Origin of the sequence: Bradyrhizobium sp. SEMIA, from assembly GCF_014844175.1 — a bacterium.
Classification (GTDB): Bacteria; Pseudomonadota; Alphaproteobacteria; order Rhizobiales; family Xanthobacteraceae; genus Bradyrhizobium; species Bradyrhizobium arachidis.
On the sequence record NZ_CP046601.1, the window covers coordinates 7124346 to 7145798 of the forward strand.

General features: G+C 66.2%; 18 protein-coding genes and 2 pseudogenes. 10 read left to right on the top strand and 10 right to left on the bottom strand.

Features of this window, described 5'->3' with window-relative positions; all coding sequences use genetic code 11:
* The first annotated feature begins 8 nt into the window (after positions 1-8).
* On the top strand, positions 9-509 hold the full coding sequence (locus FOM02_RS34575) for a pyridoxamine 5'-phosphate oxidase family protein (RefSeq protein WP_199820229.1): 501 nt from the start codon (positions 9-11) through the stop codon (positions 507-509).
* A gap of 36 nt (positions 510-545) precedes the next feature.
* On the opposite strand, the gene FOM02_RS34580 is transcribed toward FOM02_RS34575, so the two are convergent.
* The 5 genes from FOM02_RS34580 to FOM02_RS34600 form a co-directional block, all read right to left on the bottom strand.
* On the bottom strand, positions 546-1469 hold the full coding sequence (locus FOM02_RS34580; protein ID WP_265440655.1) for an HlyD family secretion protein: 924 nt from the start codon (positions 1467-1469) through the stop codon (positions 546-548).
* Entirely contained in the window at positions 1456-3786 is a 2331-nt protein-coding gene (locus tag FOM02_RS34585) for an ABC transporter permease (protein ID WP_027558372.1), read from the bottom strand. The genes FOM02_RS34580 and FOM02_RS34585 overlap by 14 nt, the downstream gene beginning before the upstream one ends.
* Entirely contained in the window at positions 3783-4874 is a 1092-nt protein-coding gene (locus tag FOM02_RS34590; RefSeq protein WP_051378017.1) for an HlyD family secretion protein, read from the bottom strand. Before FOM02_RS34590 ends, FOM02_RS34585 begins: the two co-directional genes overlap by 4 nt.
* A gap of 108 nt (positions 4875-4982) precedes the next feature.
* Positions 4983-5342, bottom strand: coding sequence for a hypothetical protein (locus FOM02_RS34595; RefSeq protein WP_027558374.1), 360 nt, complete (start codon positions 5340-5342; stop codon positions 4983-4985).
* A gap of 170 nt (positions 5343-5512) precedes the next feature.
* A complete protein-coding gene (locus FOM02_RS34600) occupies positions 5513-6400 on the bottom strand; it encodes a hypothetical protein (protein WP_027558375.1) in 888 nt (295 codons plus the stop codon).
* 178 nt (positions 6401-6578) lie between these two features.
* On the opposite strand from FOM02_RS34600, the gene FOM02_RS34605 reads away from it, so the two are divergent.
* Complete coding sequence (locus FOM02_RS34605) at positions 6579-7766, top strand: CaiB/BaiF CoA transferase family protein (RefSeq protein ID WP_027558376.1); 1188 nt, start codon at positions 6579-6581, stop codon at positions 7764-7766.
* A gap of 147 nt (positions 7767-7913) precedes the next feature.
* Here the strand turns inward: FOM02_RS34605 and FOM02_RS34610 are convergent, their stop codons facing one another.
* The gene (locus FOM02_RS34610; RefSeq protein ID WP_265442232.1) at positions 7914-8159 is read right to left on the bottom strand and encodes an SDR family NAD(P)-dependent oxidoreductase; all 246 of its coding nucleotides are present in this window, start codon (positions 8157-8159) and stop codon (positions 7914-7916) included.
* A gap of 164 nt (positions 8160-8323) precedes the next feature.
* Between FOM02_RS34610 and FOM02_RS34615 the strand changes: the two are divergent.
* From FOM02_RS34615 to FOM02_RS34635, 5 genes and pseudogenes are all read left to right on the top strand, one after another.
* Positions 8324-9901, top strand: a pseudogene (locus FOM02_RS34615) (DUF4159 domain-containing protein); the annotation flags it as partial.
* A 7-nt stretch (positions 9902-9908) separates the two neighbouring features.
* The gene (locus FOM02_RS34620; protein WP_027564338.1) at positions 9909-11972 is read left to right on the top strand and encodes a membrane protein; all 2064 of its coding nucleotides are present in this window, start codon (positions 9909-9911) and stop codon (positions 11970-11972) included.
* Between the two features lie 402 nt (positions 11973-12374).
* On the top strand, positions 12375-12779 hold the full coding sequence (locus tag FOM02_RS34625; protein WP_027564337.1) for a DUF2946 domain-containing protein: 405 nt from the start codon (positions 12375-12377) through the stop codon (positions 12777-12779).
* A gap of 148 nt (positions 12780-12927) precedes the next feature.
* Positions 12928-15260: pseudogene (locus FOM02_RS34630) on the top strand (TonB-dependent receptor).
* A gap of 24 nt (positions 15261-15284) precedes the next feature.
* Positions 15285-15815 carry a hypothetical protein gene (locus FOM02_RS34635; protein ID WP_156950877.1) on the top strand — a complete coding sequence of 177 codons (531 nt, stop codon included), beginning with the start codon at positions 15285-15287 and terminating at the stop codon, positions 15813-15815.
* Between the two features lie 247 nt (positions 15816-16062).
* Here FOM02_RS34635 and FOM02_RS34640 read toward each other — a convergent pair whose 3' ends face one another.
* Positions 16063-16578, bottom strand: coding sequence for a GNAT family N-acetyltransferase (locus FOM02_RS34640; protein ID WP_027564335.1), 516 nt, complete (start codon positions 16576-16578; stop codon positions 16063-16065).
* A 51-nt stretch (positions 16579-16629) separates the two neighbouring features.
* Complete coding sequence (locus tag FOM02_RS34645; RefSeq protein WP_027564334.1) at positions 16630-17799, bottom strand: hypothetical protein; 1170 nt, start codon at positions 17797-17799, stop codon at positions 16630-16632.
* A 107-nt stretch (positions 17800-17906) separates the two neighbouring features.
* On the opposite strand from FOM02_RS34645, the gene FOM02_RS34650 reads away from it, so the two are divergent.
* Positions 17907-18683 (top strand): glycosyltransferase family 2 protein, encoded by a 777-nt coding sequence (locus FOM02_RS34650; protein ID WP_027564333.1) that lies wholly within the window; start codon positions 17907-17909, stop codon positions 18681-18683.
* A 58-nt stretch (positions 18684-18741) separates the two neighbouring features.
* Positions 18742-19158, top strand: coding sequence for a DUF2304 domain-containing protein (locus tag FOM02_RS34655; protein ID WP_051378518.1), 417 nt, complete (start codon positions 18742-18744; stop codon positions 19156-19158).
* On the opposite strand, the gene FOM02_RS34660 is transcribed toward FOM02_RS34655, so the two are convergent.
* Positions 19155-19646, bottom strand: coding sequence for an NUDIX domain-containing protein (locus FOM02_RS34660; protein ID WP_027564332.1), 492 nt, complete (start codon positions 19644-19646; stop codon positions 19155-19157). The genes FOM02_RS34655 and FOM02_RS34660 overlap by 4 nt on opposite strands.
* 134 nt (positions 19647-19780) lie before the next feature.
* Between FOM02_RS34660 and FOM02_RS34665 the strand changes: the two genes are divergently transcribed.
* Positions 19781-20662 (top strand): metallophosphoesterase family protein, encoded by an 882-nt coding sequence (locus tag FOM02_RS34665; RefSeq protein WP_027564331.1) that lies wholly within the window; start codon positions 19781-19783, stop codon positions 20660-20662.
* Between the two features lie 140 nt (positions 20663-20802).
* Here the strand turns inward: FOM02_RS34665 and FOM02_RS34670 are convergent, their stop codons facing one another.
* On the bottom strand, positions 20803-21360 hold the full coding sequence (locus FOM02_RS34670) for a hypothetical protein (RefSeq protein WP_027564330.1): 558 nt from the start codon (positions 21358-21360) through the stop codon (positions 20803-20805).
* Between the last annotated feature and the right edge of the window lie 93 nt (positions 21361-21453).

Genomic DNA, 21453 nt, shown 5'->3' on the forward strand with positions numbered 1-21453 from the left:
CGTCGGCAGTGACGCTGCTTGGGGATTCGGTTCATGTCGGAGAGGCGAGCGTGACGAAGAGATTTGCGAAGGCCGAAGAGGTGGTCTTGTGCTGGCTTGCAACGGTTGACGCCAGCAACAGGCCCAATGTGACACCCAAGGAAATTTTTGCAGAGATCGGCGACGGCTTGCTTGTCATTGCCGATATCGCTTCGGCGCGCAGCGTGCAGAACATCAGAGCCAATCCGGCAGTGTGCGTCAGTGTGATCGACATCTTCCTTCAGCGAGGCCGAAAGCTGGAGGGCACAGCCGAGATTATCGCTCCGGATCATCCGGATTTCACCAAGCTGGTCGCGCCACTGCTTCGGATGACCGCAGACAAGTTTCCGATCCGCCACGTGATCTCCGTCCGCATCGAGCGCGCGTCGCCGATCCTCGCGCCGAGCTATTTGTTCTTTCCTGAGCGGAGCGAGGAGGAGCTGCAGAGCGACGCCTATCGGACCTATGGCGTGCAGCCGATGAAAGGATGACGCGAGAGGCTCTGGCAGGGGCGCAAGTGCGCAGCTTCACTGCGCGATCCAGACCGTCATTCCCGGTTCGAGGTCAGCCGTCTCGCGCGCGGGATCGAGGCGCAGGCGCAGGGTGTTGCGGTCATGATCGCCGATGACCCGTTCGGCCTGCCAGGTGGCGAACACGCCCAGCGGCCGCAGCTCGGTCACGACTGCCGGCGTCGCGGCGTCGCTTCCGGTCCGCGCCACGTTCACCGTGGTCCCCATCGCGACCCGGCCGAGATGATCTTCGCGCACGTTGAATGAGAGCCATTGCCGGCCTGCGGCCGTGACCATCAGGATCGGCTGGCCGGCGCGGACATTCTCGCCGACCTCCGCCGCGATGACGCTGACCGTGCCGTCGGCGGGGCGCGCTGCGGCCTGCACCTGCGTGTCGGCGATGGCGCGCTCCTCGCGGGTCGGACCCGCCACCGCCGCATCGTAATTGGCCTGGGCCTCCGCGACGCCGGCACGCGCGGCCGCCACGTCGTTCTCGGCCTGGTCGAGCGCCTGCTGCGTTTCGAAGCTCTGCCGCGCCAGCGTGCTGGTGCGCGTGAGCTGGGCCTCCACATAGTCGAGGCGGGCGCGCGCCTTGGCTATGGCGGCCTTCAGGGATTCGACCTGTTCGCGGCGGACGCCGGCATAGACGTTGTTGCGGTTCGCGACGGCAGAGGCGAGCGCGGCACGTGCCTGGTCCGCCTGCGCCGTCAGCTCCACCGCCGAGAGCCGCGCCATCACGTCGCCCGCCTTCACGTGGGCGCCTTTCTCGACCGCGATCGCGGCGAGCTGACCGCTCACCTCCGGCTCCACCCTGACCTCGGTCGCGCGCACGATGCCGACGATGGTCGCGGGAAGTTCGGAGTGACGCGTGGCATAGATCAGTGCGGCTGCGACGAGGGCGAGCGGAGTTGCGAGGAAGGCGGCAGCTCTAAGGTTGCGCATGTCGGTGTCCTCTCCTGAAGGCAAATGCCGAGATCACCGCGAGCAAGAAATAGCCGAGCGCCAGACCCCACAGCACGCGCCAGTCATGGGCGACCTCCCAGATGCTGGCGCCCATCTGGTTGATGCGCACGAGGCCGTCGATCGCCGAGTCCGCCGGGAAAATCCGTCCGAACGCGAGCGCCACGTCCGGGATCGCCTCGCGCGGCCAGGCAAAGCCGGCCATGAAGAATTGCGGCAGGCTGGTCGCCAGCAGCAGGATGGTCGGATTCTCCGGCCGCGTGAACCAGGCGCCGACCGCCTGTCCCATGAAGCTCGTCGCCAGCAGGAAGACGGTCCCGAGCGCGAGGATCTGCGGGAGATGGCCGAGCGTCGAGAAGCCGTAGATGCGCGGCAGCACGATGACATAGAGCGCGAGCGCGGGAAGATAGACGGTCAGATGGGCGATGCCGCGGCCGAGCACGCCGGCAAAGGCTCCGCCTCCGGCCGCGAGCGCCGTGCCGGTCAGCATCGCCGCGCCGATGAGAAGGGTCTGCTGCAGGATCAGGATGAACGCCGCCGGAACGATGTAGCTGGCATAGCCGCCTACCGGGTTGAAGATCGGCTGTAGCAGGACATCGGCCGGGCTCGAACTCGCAAGTTTGGCCTTGACGAGGCTGCCATCCGGGCGCGCGCCGCGCGCAACGAGCTCTGACGCCAACGTTCCGATGGCGGTGGCCAGCCCGCTGGCGCTCGTTCTGAAGATGAACAGATAGGTTGCGTCCGCATAGACCGGGATGTGCGCGGTGATGCCCTTGAGCACGTCGCGCTCGGTGTTGGGCGGAATCTCGACGACGGCAAAGGCGTGCCCGCGATCGATCGCGGAGCGCGCCTCGACGAGCGTTCGGGCGCGAACCGTCACGCTTAATGCGCCGCTCGCATCCAGCGTTTCGACGATCTGCCGGCTGAGATCGCTGAGATCATTGTCGACGACCGCGATCGGAAGCTTGCGCAGGATCTGGTTCAGATAGGGCTGCGGATAGTAGATGCCGTAAATGAGGGGTGCGAGAAACAGCAGCGTGAAGGCGCTCCGCGTTCCCAGCACTCGCCGCCACTCGGCCTTGAAGGCACCGCCGACGCCCGCGGGTACTTCTTCCGTTTCGGACGGCTCGGCAGGTCGTGCCGTCGAAAACCAGCCCTTGCGGGTGACGTTCGCCATGCGCAGCCATGCGAGGCCGGCAAAGAGCAGAGCAAGGCCTGCAAGCACGGCGAAGGGAAGAGCGGAATCGGCGACCGGCAATCCGCGCGCCGCCTGCCCCAAGAGGACGGCCATGTACCAGCGCAGCGGCAGGATCGCGCTCCAGCCTTGCGCAAAGGTATTCATGGCGATGGTGGGAAAGCCGACGCCGGCATAGCCGAACGCGGGCGAGGCGATGAGACCCGCGAGCCCGAGCCCGGTGGCGAGATCGCCGACCAGAAGCTGGAGCAGGGCGCCGATCGACAGATAGGCGATGATCAGCAGCGAGGCCGCCGCGATCATCAACGGCAGGTCGCCCCTGAAGGGGATGTCCAGCACACCCTCCAGGAACAGCGGCTCGACCAGCATGACCAGGAAGAAGATGCAGAACAGCGGCGCGAGCTTGCCGGCCAGCGCGACGAGCGGATCGCCGCCGGCGCTTGCGAGCCAGGCCCGCGCGTCCCTGCGACGGAATTCGGAGCCGACGGAATAGCCGGCGGCCAGCGTGATCACCACATGGATGATCGTCGGCAGCAGCGCGCGCAGCAGGAACTGCGCATAGTTCTTCTGCGGATTGACCAGCGCCATGGTCTCCGCCTTGAGCGCTCCCAAAGACGACGGCGCAGGCGCCGCGCGGCTGGCAGGCGCGGCCACGGCTGCCGCTGCGGAAAGCGAGTCGCTGAGGCCCGAGGATGCGATGCCGGAAGGCGTCAAGAACTGCTGATTGTAGAATCCGACGATCTGCGGGCGGCGCGCCGCCTTCAGGTCGCGCTCGAAATCCGCCGGGATAAGGACCGCCGAAATCGACTTGCCGGAGCGTATGTCCTCGACGGCCGTGGACAGCGTTCCGGAACGGTCGACGATCCTCAGGCTCGGAGACGCCGCGACATATTCCACCAGCGCGCGCGAGGCATCCGACTTGTCCTCGTCGACGACCGTGACCCCGAGCCCGCGGATGACAGGATGGCTGAAGACGGTGGTCAGCACCACGAATGCGAACAGCGGCACGCCGAAGATCAGCAGCAGCGCAACCCGGTCATGAAACAGCCAGCGGCATTCGCGCCGCGCGACCAGCCAGAATCCGGGCTTTGTGGCAAGCTTCATTGCCGCGACCGCCAGTCGAGATAGGCGCTCATCCCGGGCCGCAGCTCAGGCACCGGCTTCACGGGATAGGCGCGGATCGAGAACGTGCGCAGATCGAAATCGCCCGTGGCGCGCGTGGCGCGCCAGCTGGCATATTCGCCCTTGGTCGCAATCAGCTTGACCTCGACGGTGACGCTGCGGTCGTCGAGCGCGGGAATGCGGACGTCGAAACGATCGCCGACCTTCAGACTCTTGACCAGATCCTCGCGCAGGTCGAAGTGAACCCAGACATCGCCGAGGTCGATCAGGGTGACCAGCGGCACGCCCGGCGACACATATTCGCCCGGCTCGACATTGCGCTGGTAGATCTGGGAGGCGACCGGCGCATAGACCACGAGCTGGTCGATGATGGACTGGACGCTCTGGATATCGGCATCGGCCTTCTCGACATTGGCCGTCGCGATCGCCCGTTCCTCCTTGGTGTAGCCGTTGACGGCCTGCTCATAGGCCGATTTGGCCTGATCGACCGCGCGCTCGCTTTCGTGCAGCGCATCGGTCACCTGGTCGAGGCGGGCCTGCGGCGCGTTGCCCTGCTCGGTCAGGGTCCGCGTGCGGTCGAATGTCTTCTGCGCCAGCACCACCGCCGCTTGCGCCCGCTCCATCTCCGCCTTGCGCGCGGCGACGGTTTCGACGCGCGTTCCAACCATGATGTTGGCGAGCTGGGCGTCGGCGACGGCCTTTGCCGCCTTCATCTGGTCGCGCTTGGCGATCGTCTCCGGATTGTCGATCCGCACCAGCACCGCCTGCGCAGCAACGTTCTGGCCGCGCTGGACCGGGATCTCCTTGACCCTGCCGTCGACGCGCGCCGCGATGTCCAGCCGCGTCGCATCGACCTCGCCCTGGACCAGCAGCGGCTCCGGCCGCAGCAGATAGAAGATCGACAGCCCGGCGACGACGGCTGCCACGATGGCGACGATGATGGCAGGCGTGCGCGTCGCGCTGCGCGGGCCCGGCTTGTGATCGTCGCCTAATGCGTCAGGCCTGACTTGATTGTCCTTGGCTTGAACGTCCTTGGCCTGACTGTCCGTGTCGGAGGTCGGCGTGTCCATGAACTGATCCCCTTGGCTCTCGACCGGGATAGCGGCTTTCCATGTCGTACTTGTAAAGTCTCGTCCGCCGCGTTGTGCCGCTCCGAAGCCTCTCGGCAGGGCCGCTGATCAGTTTCGCCGTGCGGTCCAATATCCGGAGCAACGCGCGGTCCCGGAATAACCGCTCCACCGTCCCTGGCCGGCGTTACCCGAAAGCCGGCCGCTGCCCGAGGCAAATTTGTCCTGTACGGTCACCGAGGCGCGAACCGCCCCGGATCTTGCGACGTAGCCCCTGAACCGGACCAGGTTCGGATGCGTCACGATCCCGTCGGTGATGTTGACGGTGAAACTGTAGCTCTGATCGCATGCACCGCGCTGGGTCACGAAGATGAGATCCCAGGCGCCGTCATAAGCCGAGCGAGCCTCGGCTGCGGAGCTGGAGGCGGCGAGACAGACCGCCGCCGCGGCCCAATAGACGCACTTCTTCATCGCGATGTCTCCGGGCTAGGGCTGTCCGGCACGGCGCGGCCACAAGCCTATGCTGAATTTGCATTGCGACAAGATAGCAGCTCTTTCGATCGTTCAAAGAGCACGGCCCGCCAGCGTCGTGCTTTTTCCAAATGCGTCCCGAATCATCGAATGCCCAGACGGCACGCCCTCTATCCCTCGTATTGATCCAGTCCCATCGCCCATGACGTCTGATCGTGTCCGTAGGCATAATTGCGGTTGTTCACCGTCGGGTTGCGGTTGACCATCGGCCGCATGAACATCGGATGGGTCGCCGAGCGCACCTCGTGCTCGACCGTGAACAGGTGCTTGCCGCTGTCGAGATCGACGATGTCGCAGAACCGGTACTGGTACTGGTTGTCCTCGCGCGAGATCAGCTCGCGCGCCAGCAGCTTGCGGTAGGGGCCGGAGAAGTCGGTGATGTACATCTGCACATGATGGCCGTCATAGCCGCCCTGCGGTCGGTCGGTCTCGCGGAACAGCAGATGCTGGTCGCGGCCAGTCTGCACAGCGGCGACCGTGCCGTCGCCATTCCGCATCGTCGCGGGCATGCCCATGATCTCGGGATAGAACGCGCAGATCGCCTTCGCGGTGCCCACGGGCACGTCGAACTCGACATAGGGAATGCCGAGCGCGATGCGGCCGAAGCGCGCCGCATCCGGCTCGTAGCATCGCATCCGGTTGCCCCACGGACAGATCGCCTCGATGTGATCATTGTGCTCGGTGAACGCGAACGCGGTGCCCTCGAGCTTCTTCGCAACCGATGCCAGGCGCGCCAGCAGCGCCTCGCGGCCCTCGATCACCAGCCCGGTGTGGCCGCGCAGCACCTGCGCCTTGCCGCTGGGCAGGTGAAACTGGCTGCGTCCGGCATTGATCCACATGTTGGTGTCGGACACCATCAGATAGGGATCGCGGGTGAGCCCGAGCCCGGTGACGTAGAACAGCGTGGCGAGGCGCTGGTCGGGGACCTGGATGTTGACGTGCTCGAAATGGATCGCGTTGCCGAGATCTTCTGCGGATCGGTCGAATTGTTGCGGCATGGCCGGGCGCTTCTCGCTTCAGGGGGGACGGGCAGCTCATTCTAAAGCAGAATTTCCGCCAGCCGAAACGGGTTCGCGATCACATCTTCGGCGCAGGGCAGGATGCCCGTCGCCGCCTTGCCGCGGCAGCCAGTCCCTGTAATCTGGCGGGAATAGAAGAAAATAAGGGAAGGGATCGATGGGAGGAGTTTTGGCGGGCGTGCGCGTCCTCGATTTCGGGCGCTATATCGCAGGTCCTTACTGCGCGACCTTGCTGGCCGAGTTCGGCGCCGAGGTCATCCGCGTGGAGAAGCGCGACGGCAGCGAGGATCGCTTCGTTGCGCCGGTCGGCGAGAACGGCGAAGGCGCGCTGTTCCTCCAGGTCAACCGCAACAAGAAGTGCATCACGCTCGACCCGATGAAGGCTGAAGGGCAGGAGGTGATGCGCCGCCTCATCGCGACCGCGGATGTCGTCGTCGCCAACCTGCCGCCACAGACCCTGCGCGCGATGAAGCTCGACTACGACTCGCTGAGGGCGATCAAGCCCGACATCATCCTGACCACGGCGACGGCGTTCGGCGGGCCGGGGCCGTGGTCCGACCGGGTCGGCTTCGATGGCGTCGGCCAGGTCATGTCGGGCGCGGTCTATATGACTGGCGCGGGCGATCCGCCTTATCGCGCTGCGGTGAACTGGGTCGATTTCGGCACCGCATTGCATTGTGCCTTCGGCACGCTCGCCGCGCTGATCGAGCGCGGCAAGTCCGGACGCGGGCAGATCGTCGAGGGTGCGCTGCTCGCAACCGCCTTGTCCTTCACCAATGCCACGCTGATCGAGCAGGCCGTCATCAACGTCAATCGCGTGCCGACAGGCAATCTCGGCCAGACCGCCGCGCCCGCCGACATCTACCGCACCAAGGACGGCTGGGTGCTGTGCCAGGTCACGGGCCAGCCGCTGTTCAAGCGCTGGGCAAGGCTGATGGGCGAGGAGGAGCTTTGGCTGAACGATCCGCGCTTTGCCGACGATATCAACCGCGGCAATAACGGCCCCGTCATCAGCGAGCGGATGGCGCGCTGGTGCGCGATGCGCACCACGCAGGAGGCCGTCGACGCGTTGGGCGAGGCGATGATCCCGACCGGGCCGGTGCTGAGCCCGCAACAGGCGCTGGATCATCCGCACATCCGCGCCGCCGGCTTCTTGCAGGACGTCGACTATCCGGGCCTGCCGAAACAGGCCCCGGTCGCCCGCGCCGCGGTCCGCCTGTCGGAAACACCCGGCGCAATCGCGAGCCGCCCGCCGACGCTTGGCGAGCACACTGATGTCGTTTTGGCCGAGCTCGGCTATGACAAGGCTGCGATCGCAGCGCTCCGGCAAGGTGGGATCATCTAGCGCCTTTTTGAGCGAAGCGGACACCGGTTCACGTGAAGAAGGGAGGCGCGCTCCCTCTCCCGCTTGCGGGAGAGGGTTGGGGAGAGGGTGTCCCCGCAAGCGAGGACCCATATTGAGAGAACCCGTTACATCGCAACGGAACCGGCTCTAGAGCGAGCTACCGCCGCAGATGACGAGCTGCTGTCCGGTGATGGCGGCCGCTTCCGGCGAGAGCAGGAATGCCACCGCATGCGCCACTTCCTCGGCGCGGATGTAGCGGCCGATCGGCGGCAGTTTTGGCGCGACATCGGCGCGCGCGGGGTCCTTCAGCATCGGCGTCTCGGTCGCCGCCGGTGCGACGACGTTGACGGTAACGCCCCTTGGCGCGAGCTCGATCGCCCAGGACCGCGCCATCGCCACCAGCGCCGCCTTGGTCGCGGCATATTGGCCGCGGCCGGCCTGCGCCCGGAGGCGGTGCGGCTGCCGATGAAGACGATGCGCCCCGCCCTGCGGCAGGCGCGGCGATGCGTTCGCGCGTAGCGCGGCTCACACTACGTCACAGTCCCAACGAACTTCGCCAGGGCTCGCCGCAGCAGGGCATCACGCAGTTCCTCGACCAGAAGCTGCCGATGATCATCCTCGCCGATGTCGGCACCATCGCGCCGGAGCTGCGCGAACGCCTCAACGCCTGGATCGACGGAGGCGGCGTGCTGGTGCGGTTTGCAGGGCCCCGCCTCGCGCAGGCCGAGGACGATCTCGTGCCGGTCAAGCTGCGCAAGGGCGGCCGCACGCTCGGCGGCAGCCTGACCTGGGAGAAGCCGCAGCATCTCGCCTCCTTCGCCGCCGACGGTCCGTTCGCCGGCGTCGTCGTGCCGAAGGACGTCACCGTGAACCGGCAGGTTCTGGCCGAGCCGGACGCCGTGCTCGCCACCAAGAGCTGGGCCTCGCTGGAGGACGGCACGCCGCTCGTCACCGGCGAGCATCGCGGCAAGGGCCTTGTCAGCCTGTTCCACGTCAGCGCCGACATGCGCTGGTCGGATCTGCCGATGTCGGGCACCTTCGTCGAAATGCTGAGGCGCGTCGTCGACATGTCCGGCTACACCGCCAAGCCAGGCGCTGGCGTTGCCGCCGAGGCCACCACCGAGACGGTGGCGCCGCTGCACATCCTCGACGGTTTTGGCGCCTTCGGCCCGCCGCCGGCGACCGCGAAGCCGCTGCCTGCGGATTACCGCGACCGCGCCACCCCCGATCATCCGCCGGCTTCTATGGTCCGGCAGAAGGGCCTCGCCGCACTGCTGCGCCGCCGCGCCGCGACCGCAACGATCGTGCTTGGCCTCATGCTCGCAGGCCTCGCGTCGCTCTCGCCCTCGCCGTCGCGCGCCGACAGCGCCGCGGACGATTTCGCGATGAAGGCGACCTCGCAGACCCGCCTCGCCTATGTCGTCACGGGCAATGCCGACGTCGATTCCATCGTCAAGGCCGGCATGTCCGGACTGACGCTGTTCCTGGCGCAGCGCACCGCGCTGGAGGCCGGCGATCCCGTCGGCGTCGATCCGGCGCGCGACGAGCTCGCCTTCTTCCCGCTGATCTACTGGCCGATCGTGCCCGGCGCGCCCAAGCCGCCGCAGGACGCCATCAACAAGATCGACGCCTACATGAAGCAGGGCGGCACCGTGCTGTTCGACACCCGCGACGCCATCGAGGCCGCGCCCGGCGACAACGGCGGGTCGCAGACCCCGGCGATGCGGACGTTGCGCGAGATCCTGTCCTCGCTCGACGTCCCCGAGCTCGAGCCGGTGCCGCGCGAGCACGTGCTGACCAAGACCTTCTACCTGCTGCGCGACTTCCCCGGCCGCTTCAGCACCGGCCAGACCTGGGTCGAAACCCTGCCGCGCGAAGAGGATGACGAGGCTGCGCAGCGGCCGGCGCGCGGCGGTGACGGCGTCTCGCCGATCATCATCACCTCCAACGATCTCGCCGGCGCCTGGGCTGTGCGGCCCGACGGCCAGGCCATGCTGCCCGTGGTCGGAGGCGACCCCCGCCAGCGCGAATTCGCCTACCGCGCCGGCGCCAACATCGTGATGTACACGCTGACCGGCAACTACAAGGCCGACCAGGTGCACGCACCGGCCCTAATCGAACGGTTGGGGCAATAGGATCGATATGAATTACGGCATCGCCTTCACGCCGCTTGTTCCCGCGATCGTGCTGTGGATCGCGCTCGCGGCGATCGTGGTCATCGCGCTTCTGCTGCTGGTGGCGCGTGCGCGCGGCGCGGCCGTGCGCGTCGCGGCGCTGGCGCTGTTCCTGCTGGCGCTCGCCAATCCGTCCTTCACCCGCGAAGACCGCGATCCCCTCACCTCGGTCGCGGCCGTCGTCGTCGACAAGAGCCCGAGCCAGAACTTCGGCAACCGCAATCGCGAGGCAGCCCAGGCGCAGGAAGCGCTGGTCGACGGCCTGAAGAAAATCAAAGGACTCGAGGTCCGCGTCGTCGACGCCGGACAGGCCGACGGCGAGACCGACGGCACACGGCTGTTCGGCGCCCTCGCCTCGGCCCTGTCGGACGTGCCGGTCGACCGTGTCGCCGGTGCGTTCCTGATCACCGACGGCCGCGTCCACGACATTCCCGCCAGTGCCGCCGCACTCGGCTTCCAGGCACCGGTGCACGCGCTGATCACCGGGCAGAAGGACGAGCGCGACCGCCGCATCGCGATCACGGCGGCGCCGCGTTTCGGCATCGTCGGCCAGAGCCAGACCATCACCTACCGCCTCGACGACCAGGGCGTCTCCGGCGAGCGCGCCAAGGTCACGGTCCGCCGCGACGGCGAGACCATCAACGAGCGCACGCTCTCGAGCGGCCAGACCGCCAGCGTCGAGGTCGACATCAAGCATGCCGGCCCGAACATCGTCGAGATCGAGGCCTCGCCGCTGGAACGCGAGCTGACGCCGGTCAACAATCGCGCCGTGGTCGCGATCGACGGCGTGCGCGACAAGCTGCGCGTGCTGCTGGTCTCGGGCGAGCCGCATTCCGGCGAGCGCACCTGGCGCAACCTCTTGAAGTCCGACGCCAGCGTCGACCTCGTGCACTTCACCATTCTGCGTCCGCCGGAGAAGCAGGACGGCACGCCGATCAATGAATTGTCGCTGATCGCGTTTCCGACCCGCGAGCTGTTCCAGCAGAAGATCAACGAATTCCAGCTGATCATCTTCGACCGCTACGCCCGCCAGGGCGTGCTGCCGATCGCCTATTTCGACAACATTGCGCGCTATGTGCGCAGCGGCGGCGCGGTGCTGGTCTCGGCCGGTCCGGACTATGCCTCCAACACCAGCATCTGGCGCACGCCGCTGGATTCGGTGCTGCCGGCCGAGCCCGTCGGCGTGACCGAGAAGCCGTTCTATGCGCATCTCTCAGACATCGGCAAACGCCACCCCGTCACGCGCGGGCTGGAAGGCTCGGCCAGCGAGCCGCCGCATTGGAGCCGGTTCTTCCGCACCGTCGACACCCGCAACGCCGTCAACCCGCCTGTCATGACGGGCGTCGACGGCAAGCCGCTGTTGTTCCTGTCGCGCTTCGGCGAGGGCCGCGTCGCGCTGCTGCTCTCCGACCACATCTGGCTGTGGGCGCGCGGCTATGAAGGCGGCGGCCCGCATCTCGATCTGCTCAGGCGGATGTCGCACTGGCTGATGAAGCAGCCTGATCTCGACGAAGAGGCGCTGCGCCTCCAGGTGCAGGGCAAGGATCTCGTCGTGGTGCGCCAGACCATGGCGGACAGCGTTCCCCCTGTCAGCGTGACCTCGCCGTCGGGCGTGTCGCGCGACCTGACGCTGAGCGCCGGCGATCCCGGCGAGTGGCGTGCCAGCCTGCCGGCCAATGAGCTCGGCCTGTGGCAGGCCACCGACGGCACGCTGAAGGCGCTGATCAATGTCGGCCCGACCAATCCGAAGGAGTTTTCGGAAGTCACCTCCACCACCGAGACGTTGAAGCCGCTGACGCAGGCGACCGGCGGCAATGCCGTGCGCGTCGTCGACGGCAACAGCGTCGAGCTGCCGCGCATCGTGCCGTCGCGCTCGGCGAGCGTCTTCGCCGGCGACGGCTGGATGGGCGTGCGGATGCGCGACGCCAGCGTCGTGAAGGGCGTCGGCGTGCTGCCGATCTTCGCCGGCCTGATCGGACTGTTGCTGCTGCTCGGCGCGTTTGCGGCGACGTGGGTGCGCGAGGGGCGGTGATTTCCTAACGTTTGATTGGATCTGCTTGGCGCCCCCAACGCCGGTGCGTTCCCTCCCCCCTTGTGGGGGAGGGCTAGGGAGAGGGGTAGCCCAGCAAATGGTGCCGGACGTTGGCGATGCGTCGCGTGTGGGTGCGCGACGGAAAGAGTCCCCGTGCGGCACCCCTCTCCCTGCCCCTCCCCCACAAGGGGGGAGGGAACGGAGAGAGCAACGCTGTTGGCCCAACTCGATTCGAGTTCATCTTCTCATCGCACTAGAGTTGCCCGAACGACACATCGGGCCGGCCGCCTGCGTGCGCGGCTCCGCTCACCGTTGACATCCCCTCACCGATCAGGCGATGTTACATTATAACATCGCGACCGCTCGAAATCGGCGGCTCGCGATGCGGGGTGGCGTCTGCAGATGAAGTGGTTCCGGTCGAATATCAGGCACGGCGCCCGGCTCGCGTTGTTCGCGATGCTGGTGCAGCTCGCGCTGACCTTCGGCCACAGCCATTGGTTCGCGCAGGCCACGCCGCTTGCGGCAGCCTCGCTTCAGCAGACCGACAACGGCAAGGCCGTCGCTTCGACCGACCGCGCCGGGGTCCAGAAGCAATCGCCCGGAAGCCCCGACCGCGAGCAGCCGGGCGAGGACAATTGCGCGATCTGCGCCGTGGTCGCGATGGCGGGCACCGTCGTGTTTGCGACGCCGCCCCTGTTGCAGCTGCCGCAGGCGACCGAGCTGCTCTACCGCACCCTCGACGCCGAATTCATCCATCTGGAATCGGCCCGCACGGCGTTCCAGCCCCGCGCCCCTCCCGCGTCCTGACTTCCAACATCGCTTGATCACACCCGGGCTCGCCGCTTTCAGGCGATCGCCTGGGAGCCGTTGAAGTCGAATTCCGTCGCGCCGCGACGGCAGGCCGCCTCCGATCAGCACACCATCACGCGGACGGCGCCTGACTGGAATCAGGACCATGTCATTTGAATTGCGACGCGCGCAGCGCCTCGGCGGAGCGAGCCTGCTCCTGCTCGGTGCCGCCGCCACCCCGGCGCTGGCTCAGGACAAGCCGGTGGCCACCGAGCTTCCGTCCGTCACCGTGACGGCCCCGAGCCCCATCGTGCGCAGAGTGGTGGTGCCGTCCCGCACCCCCGGCCGCGCCACACGAACCGCGCGGGTGCGAAGCCGCGAACGGCCGCCGCGCCTCAGCAGGGTGTTCTGCCTATTGTGACCAACCAGTTCGCCACCGTCACCGTGGTGCCGAACGAGGAGATCCGCCGCGAGGGCGGCGGCCAGCTCGGCGATTTGCTGTTCTCCAAGCCGGGCATCACCGGATCGAGCTTTGCGCCCGGCGCCTCCAGCCGGCCGATCATCCGGGGTCTCGACGTCAACCGCGTCGGCATCGTCGAGAACGGCACTAATTCCGGCGGCGCCTCCGATCTCGGCGAGGATCATTTCGTCCCGATCGATACGCTCGCGACCAACCAGGTCGAGGTGGTGCGCGGGCCGGCCGCGCTGCGCTACGGCTCGACCTCGATCGGCGGCGTCGTCAGCGCTGCCAACAACCGGATTCCGGATGCGCTGCCGTCCTGCGCTCCCTCGTTCCAGAGCTACGGCCTGCCGACCAAGGCGCCGCTCGCAACCGCCGGAACCTCGCCCTGCGTCACCGCCGAGACCCGCAGCGCCTTCAGCTCGGTCGATCGCGGCGTCGAAAGCGGTGTGCTGCTCGACACCGGCGGCGGCAATTTTGCCTTCCATGCCGACGCCTATGGCCGCAGCACCACGGACTACGGCATTCCGAGCTATCCCTACCTGACCGACCAGACGCGCATCATTACCAACGGCCGCCAGCCCAACTCGGCGACGCGGTCGGACGGCGCCTCGATCGGCGGCTCCTACTTCTTCCAGGGCGGCTATATCGGCGCGGCAATCACGCAGAACGACTCGCTCTACTACATCCCCGGCATCGACGGCGCCGACCACAACACGCGGATCGACGGTCACCAGACCAAGATCAACGTCAAGGGCGAGTACCGGCCCGATGCCACCGCGATCGACACTATCCGCTTCTGGGCTGGCGCCACGGATTATCGACACAACGAGATCGGCCTCGCCGATCCCGCCGATCCCAACACCGACGGTGTGCGGCAGACCTTCACCAACAAGGAGCAGGAGATCCGCACCGAGGTGCAGCTGATGCCGTTCAACGCGCGCTTCGCCGAGGTGACGACGGCACTGGGCTTCCAGGTCGGACACCAGGAATTGACCGCACCGAGCCCCGACAATCCCGGCACGCTGTTCAACGGCTTGTGGGACCCCAACAACAACACGCGCGTTGCCGGTTACGCCTTCAACGAGTTCAAGTTCACGGATGCGACGCGAGCCCAGATCGCCGGCCGCATCGAGCATGTCGAGCTGCGCGGCACGACGCCGAATTTCCCGGCCGACTACCTGCCCGACGGCACGCCGCAGGTGGCAATCGCGCGCAATCCGTCGTTCACGCCGAAGAGCGGCAGCATCGGCCTGTTGCAGGACCTGCCGGGCGGCATGGTCGGCAGCATCACCGCGCAATATGTCGAGCGCGCGCCGAAGCCGGCCGAGCTGTTCTCGCGCGGCGCTCATGATGCAACCGCGACGTTCGACATCGGCAATCCGAACCTGAAGATCGAGACCGCGAAGTCGATCGAGGTCGGCGTGCGCAAGGCGACGGGGCCGTTCCGCTTCGAAGCCACCGCCTACTACACGCATTTCGACAATTTCATCTATCGCCGCCTCACCGGCGTGATGTGCGACAACGATTTTGCCTCCTGCGGTGCGCCCGGCGCCGAGCTGAACCAGGCGGTCTATTCGCAGCGCAATGCGAATTTCCGCGGCGGCGAATTCCAGTCGCAGCTCGATGTCGGCGCGTTCCAGGGCGGCATCTGGGGCATCGAGAACCAGCTCGACGTGGTCCGCGCCACCTTCAGCGACGGCACCAACGTGCCGCGCATTCCGCCCTTGCGCATGGGCGGCGGCGTGTTCTGGCGCGACGACAACTGGCTGATGCGGGTCAACCTGCTGCACGCCTTCGCGCAGAACAACATCGCCCCGGTCGCGGAGACGCCGACACCCGGCTACAACCTGTTGAAGGCTGAGGTCAGCTACAAGACCAAGCTCGACCGCAACTGGTTCGGCGCGCGCGAGATGATGGCCGGCATCGTCGGCAACAATCTCCTCAACGAGAGCATCCGCAACTCGGTGTCCTACACCAAGGACGAAGTGTTGATGCCCGGCATCGGCGTCCGGGCGTTCGCGAACTTCAAGTTCTAGGTCATTGCGAGCGCTGTAGCCTGGATGGAGCGAAGCGAAATCCGGGACAGCACCTCTGCAGCAAAACGTTTCCCGGATTGCGCTTCGCTCCATCCGGGCTACGAGGCTAGACAGTCGAAGTACGAAACTGCGCTTCTGCGGCATCGCGACCGGCCAGCGCTGCGGACCGCCGAGAGCCTGGTGCGAGGCGCGCTGGGAGCATTTTCTGCGTCCGTCGATATTGATCTGAATCAACCTCTTTCACGAGATGCCGTGGCCCTCTGCCCGGGACGTGGATTTGATCGCAGGAGAATTCATATGTTCTCAAATGCATCGTACGTCCTCATTCTTGCTGTTGCCGCTCTCGCAACGACCGACACCGCATCTGCCGGAACGGCAGCTCATGCTTCACCGAAGAATACGATCGGCACAACCAGACCCAAGGTGCCATTTGCGCTCGATGCCCCTTCGGCAGCACGCGGCTTTGTGTTGCGACAGGATCTGTTCGATCGCGCCGCTCCCAACAATGTCAGGTCTGATTGGCCGGCTCCGCCGGCGCAGCCGGGACAGTTTTAGAGATGGAGAGCTAGACGAGACGGCAGCGCAGCAACAGCTCGGCACGGTGTGGGCGACGACCAAGTCCACTGTCCGTGATGCCTGCGAGGGCGAGGCGGTATCAGCGGGATCCCAGAGCTATGTCGATCTACTTACCTGCATCCAGATGACGGAGACGGCGAGTGCGCTGTCATCGCCCCCGCCGCTCAGAGGTGCGAGCAAAAATCGCAACAAGCAGTAGCGAACACATTCCTTTCGACCCGCACCGCTACCCCCGCGCCTTGCTCCAATCGGGCACGACCGTCCCCGACACGCCCTCGAACGCACCTTCAACCAGCTCGTACACCAGGACGCGGGCGGCATCGACCGGGCCCGGCATGATGACGCGGCCCTTCGGCACCGGCTTGAAGCCGACGCGGCTGTAATAGGCCTCGTCGCCGACCAGCAGCACGATGGCGTGGCCTTTCTCCTTCGCGTCCTTCAACGCGCGCTCCATCAACTGACGGCCGATGCCGCGGTCGCGGAACGGCGGCTCGACGGTGAGCGGCCCGAGCATCAGCGCCTTGGTCTCGCCGATCAGGATCGGCAACTGCCTGACCGAGCCGACCAGCAGCGTGCCGATGCGCGCGGTGAAGGAGACGTCGAGCAGATGATCGACATGCTCGCGGATGCGATAGGCGCTGAGCACGAAACGGCCGGGGCCGAAAGTGCGCTCATGCAGCCGCTCGATGGCCTGGGCGTCGCCGGCGGCTTCTGGAAGGATGGAGAGCGAGAGATCATTCATGTCGGCATGCGTCTTCGAGCGAAGTGGACCTGTTCGCGTTCGGAAAACGCGTCAATGCGGGATGCGGGATAACATCTCGCGCGGCCGCGGTCCATCGGACTTCTGGGCGATAAATCCCCGCGCCGGCCCGCGGGTGAGGACGGCGGCGAACAGCAGCGTCCACAGGGACAGCATCAGGATCGGGATGATGTAATACTGCGTGAAGACCGGATGCGTGGCGAAGAATGCCAGATTCAGCGCCAGGTTTCCGGCGACGAGCAACGCGAGTTGCCTGACGCCCGCATGGTCACCGAAACGCCACAGCAGCGCGGTGCCGGCACAGGCGACCACCATCAACGGGAACTGCGGGTCGCGGAGATAGGCGGCCAGCACCGCGGGATCGAGATATGGTGCCGCGGTATCCTGGCCGCCATAGGCCGAGACCAGCGGATGACCCGAATTGACGAGGTTCGCGGCGAACACCGGCAGCAGCCCGACAAGGAATGCAAGACCCAGCGCAAGGCCCGACACGAAGCTCTCGCGGGTGCGCCAGACCAGGAACGACACGCCGAAGAACAGGAAATAGCCGGCCGCAAGAACGATGTTGGCGATCCGGAAGCTCACGGACAGGCTGAGCAGAAGACCGACGATGGCGATCATCAGCAGACGCCTTCTGTCGCCAATGAACAGTCTTGCAGTCAACAGACCTGTCAACGCGCAGACGACCATGGTCGGCGCCATCGAATAGCTCGCCTTGGTCGGATTGATCATGAAGTAGATCGCGAGCGCGCCGAACACTGCTGCAAGCGTCAAGGACCCGGGCTCTCGCGCCCGCCATAGTCCATACAGCGCAAAGCCGGCGATGATGACATTGGCCAGCACATAGAGCGGAATGACCTGGAACCCTTCCGGAAACAGCGCCAGCACAAAACCCGTGCCCGGCGGCGGCGTCATCACCCATTTGCTGCCGTCGGCGGTCTCGGTGTGGCAGGGCGCCCGGGTCGGCTCGTTCCAATTCGGAAAATCGATGCTACGCAACTTGCCCGCGAGATAGCCGTCGGTTTCGTGGGCGAGACTGGTATCGATGCCGGTCCAGCCGAAACGCTGGAAGAGATGCGCCTGCCGGAGATAGCAGATGTCGTCATAGACGCCACGGCTCTCGCTCCAGTGCGAGATCGCCCGAACATTGCTGGCCAGAATTGCCAGAAACAAAAGCGAAAAAAATACTCTAACAGCTCTCATGGATGCCTGCCGGGCGAGCCGCCACAGCTTGAAAAGGGCTCTGCCGCCTGTACAGGAAAAGCACCGGCAAGTATAGCAAGAGTGGGGATTTTGGGGGTGAGGCGGACGTGGCCGACATCGGCATGGGTTTGGGCTTGGGCTTGGGCGTCGGTTCAACCGACACGTGCCGCAGCGGTGCTGGCGCAGCGCGAATCCTGCTCATCATCCCCTGCTTCAACGAGGAGGCCTCGATCGGCGGTCTCCTGAACGAGATCGCCGCGACCGGCCGCGGCTACCACACGCTGGTCGTCGACGACGGCTCAACGGATGCAACCTCCGCGGTCGCAAGCCGTCACTCGCCGGTCGCCCGCCTCGCGCAGAATCTCGGCATCGGCGGCGCCGTGCAGACCGGCATCAAATATGCAGCGCGTCAGAACTTCGATTTCTGCATCCAGATCGACGGCGACGGACAGCACGATCCGCGCGCGATCGAGACGCTGCTGAACGCCTATCGCAAGGACCCCGCCAGCATCACCATCGGAAGCCGCTTCATCGACCATGCCGGCTTCTGCTCGACGCGGATGCGCCGCGCCGGCATCAGGCTGATCGTGCTCGCGCTCAACAGCCTCTTCAGCACCGGCGGCCGCATCACCGATCCGACCAGCGGCATGCGGCTGCTCGACCGCGCCGCCATCGCCTTCTTCGCAAAAGCCTATCCGACGGATTTTCCGGAGCCGATCTCGCTGGCCTGGGCGATGCGCGCCGGCCTCACGGTCAACGAGGTCGCAGTCGAGATGCGGGCGCGGGAGGCCGGCGCCAGCTCGATCGACGGGCTGAAATCGGCGAGCTACATGATCCGCGTCCTCGGCTACATCCTGCTCGCGCGCCTCACGAGATCGCCATGACGCGTTCGTTTTCGATTTGCGACTTCACGATTTCATCGAACAGATTGAGGAGGCGGCCGTGACAAACGTCCTTCCGAGCATCGAGACAGTCGTCGTCATCTCCGTCTTCGCGCTGGTCTACATGCTGGTGCTGCTGAAGAAGACGCTGCAAGGCAAGTTCGATCTCTACGACTTCCTGATGCTGTCCATGGTCGCGATCATCCCCGCGGGCTTCGCGCTGTTTCCAAGTCTCGCCTATCTCCTCAGCCACCTGACCGGCGTCGTGTTCCCGTTCGTCGTGATGTTCGGCGCGCTGTTCCTGGTGGTGTTCGCGTTCATGCACAACATGACGGCGCGGCTGCACCGGCTGGAGCGGCAGAACTGCGCGCTGATCCAGGAGCAGAGCCTGCTCGCGCTGGAGCTGCAGGCGAAGAAGGCAGCCAGCCCGGCGTTCGAGCGGGCTATCGCCAAACTGCCTAGCGCAGAATCAGCTTAACGCCACGTCGTCATCAGCGGCCTGCCGTCCAGCACTTCGGCAAGCCGCAGCCGCGTGCCGGGCGTGGTGCTCTCGGGCAGCGCCGAGATCGCGAAGAAACCACATTCGGCGATTTCGCGATTGGGCTCGGGCAGACGATCCTGCCTGAACTGCCTGACGACATAGACCGCGACATGGTCACGGCGGGAGATGTGGCTGTTGAGGAAGATGCCGTGCAGCACGGCCCCTCCGGTGAGATCGATGTCCCCCTCCTCCTTGAGCTCGCGCCGCATCGCCTGCTCCATGGTCTCGCCATAGTCGACGCCGCCGCCGGGCAGATGCCAGCCGCTGACATAGCTGTGCCTGACCAGGAACACCCTGTTCTCGGCATCCAGCACCACGGCGCGGACGCCGAGGGTCATGCCGCGGACGAACAGGAAATAGGTGTGGAAGACGTGCCGCAGCAGCGGCTCGAATTTCCGTCGCATCCGGTCGAGAGGTTCTCCCATCAGGCTTCCTTGACGCTCCGCTTCAGGATTTGCTTGTCAGGCTTGATTGCCAGGCTTGGCTTGCGCGCTGGCCGCGACCTTGCCATTACAGCGGACGAATAGCGAGGCAATCGCGCGCCATGACTTGCAACACGCTGGCCCCCTTCACGCTCGCCCACCTGTCCGACCCGCATCTGCCGCCATTGCCGAAGCCGCGGCTGGTCGAGCTCGCGGGCAAGCGCGTGCTCGGTTACGTCAACTGGACGCGCAACCGCCACAAATACCAGCGCCGCGAGGTGCTCGACGCCATCGTCGCCGACATGAAGGCGCAGGCGCCCGACCACATCGCGGTGACGGGCGATCTCGTCAACCTCGCACTGGAAGCCGAGTTCGCGCCTGCCCGCGCTTGGCTCGATGATGTCGGGCCGCCGGACCGCGTCACCACGATTCCCGGCAATCACGACGCCTATGTCCGCGCCACCTTTCATCGCTTCGGCGAGACCTTTGCGCCCTATCTTGCCGGCGACGACGGCCGCATCGGCTTTCCGAACGTGCGCCGGCGCGGGCCGCTCGCGCTGATCAGCCTGTCGACGGCGGTGCCGACCTTGCCGTTGATGGCGACCGGCACGCTCGGGCGCGATCAGCTCGCCGCGCTCGCGGAGGTGCTCAAGCGGCTCGCGGCCGAGGATGTCTTCCGCGTGTTGCTGGTGCATCATCCGCTGAAGTCGGCCGCACGCCAGAAGCGGATGACCGATTCGGCCGAGCTGCTCGCGCTCGTGAAGCGCCACGGCGTCGAGCTGATCCTGCACGGGCACGACCACATTCATTCGACAATGTGGTTCGACGGCCCCAACGGCAACATTCCCGCGCTCGGCGTACCCTCGGCCTCCGCGCTCGCGCATGGGCGCTATCCGGCGGCGGCGTATAATCTCTTCACGATCGAAAGGGACAATGCCGGCTGGCGCTGCGAGCAGACGGTGCGGGGCCTCGGGGCTGGGTTTCAGATCCAGCAGGTCAAGCATGCGAGGTTGATTTGAGGTCACTGTCATTCCGGGGCGCGCGTAAGCGCGAGCCCGGAATCCATACTCACGATAGTGGTTATGGATTCCGGGCCTGCGTGCTTCGCACGCATCCCGGAATGACGAACTGAGAGATTTGCGCGCTCGCGCGTGCGTCCTCACCAGCTCCGCAAGACCGCCACCACGGCGAGGCCGAACAGCGCGGCGGCGCCGAGGATGAAGCCGAACACGAACGGCCAGACGCGCGAAGGCCGCCGCGGCATCTCCGCGACCTCGGGCGCCGGCTCGGGCGGGACCACCATCGCGCGCTCGCGCTCGATCATGCGGCGCGCGACATAGTCGGTGACGGCCTCGACGATCACGGCGGTGTCGTGCGATTCGGCGAGCACGATGCGGCCGAAGCGCGTGTCCTGCACGAAGCGGTACTGCCGCTTGTCGCGCCCCATCACGATGTGCGCGACCACGTCGATCCAGAGCCTGGGCGTCTCGCCCTGGCTGATGCCGCGGTCGAACAGGTCGATCTGGTCGGGCACCTGCGCGAACAGCGGATCGAGCGCGTCGTTCAGGATCTCCAGCCGCGCCACCTCGGCGTCGCGGAGGTCGACGACGACGCCGGTCCGGTCGGCGGCCTCGATCCGCGCACGCAGCAGCGCATCGCGCAGCCGCACCGGGCGCGGCTGGCTGGGATGGGTCACGCTGGTCTCGGGCTCTGACATTGTCGGCCTCGTCCTGAATTGCTGACGTTAACCTATCAGCAACCAAACCGTCCGCAAAGGGTCCACAATTCCAGATACTTACGGCGCCCACAG

Bases quoted from the DNA above. Each gene is read 5' to 3' on its own strand.
- FOM02_RS34580 (WP_265440655.1), bottom strand. From the start codon at position 1,469: ATGCGCAACCTTAGAGCTGCCGCCTTCCTCGCAACTCCGCTCGCCCTC.
- FOM02_RS34585 (WP_027558372.1), bottom strand. From the start codon at position 3,786: ATGAAGCTTGCCACAAAGCCCGGATTCTGGCTGGTCGCGCGGCGCGAA.
- FOM02_RS34590 (WP_051378017.1), bottom strand. From the start codon at position 4,874: ATGGACACGCCGACCTCCGACACGGACAGTCAGGCCAAGGACGTTCAA.
- FOM02_RS34595 (WP_027558374.1), bottom strand. From the start codon at position 5,342: ATGAAGAAGTGCGTCTATTGGGCCGCGGCGGCGGTCTGTCTCGCCGCC.
- FOM02_RS34600 (WP_027558375.1), bottom strand. From the start codon at position 6,400: ATGCCGCAACAATTCGACCGATCCGCAGAAGATCTCGGCAACGCGATC.
- FOM02_RS34605 (WP_027558376.1), top strand. From the start codon at position 6,579: ATGGGAGGAGTTTTGGCGGGCGTGCGCGTCCTCGATTTCGGGCGCTAT.
- FOM02_RS34610 (WP_265442232.1), bottom strand. From the start codon at position 8,159: ATGGCGCGGTCCTGGGCGATCGAGCTCGCGCCAAGGGGCGTTACCGTC.
- FOM02_RS34620 (WP_027564338.1), top strand. From the start codon at position 9,909: ATGAATTACGGCATCGCCTTCACGCCGCTTGTTCCCGCGATCGTGCTG.
- FOM02_RS34625 (WP_027564337.1), top strand. From the start codon at position 12,375: ATGAAGTGGTTCCGGTCGAATATCAGGCACGGCGCCCGGCTCGCGTTG.
- FOM02_RS34635 (WP_156950877.1), top strand. From the start codon at position 15,285: ATGGAGCGAAGCGAAATCCGGGACAGCACCTCTGCAGCAAAACGTTTC.
- FOM02_RS34640 (WP_027564335.1), bottom strand. From the start codon at position 16,578: ATGAATGATCTCTCGCTCTCCATCCTTCCAGAAGCCGCCGGCGACGCC.
- FOM02_RS34645 (WP_027564334.1), bottom strand. From the start codon at position 17,799: ATGAGAGCTGTTAGAGTATTTTTTTCGCTTTTGTTTCTGGCAATTCTG.
- FOM02_RS34660 (WP_027564332.1), bottom strand. From the start codon at position 19,646: ATGGGAGAACCTCTCGACCGGATGCGACGGAAATTCGAGCCGCTGCTG.
- FOM02_RS34670 (WP_027564330.1), bottom strand. From the start codon at position 21,360: ATGTCAGAGCCCGAGACCAGCGTGACCCATCCCAGCCAGCCGCGCCCG.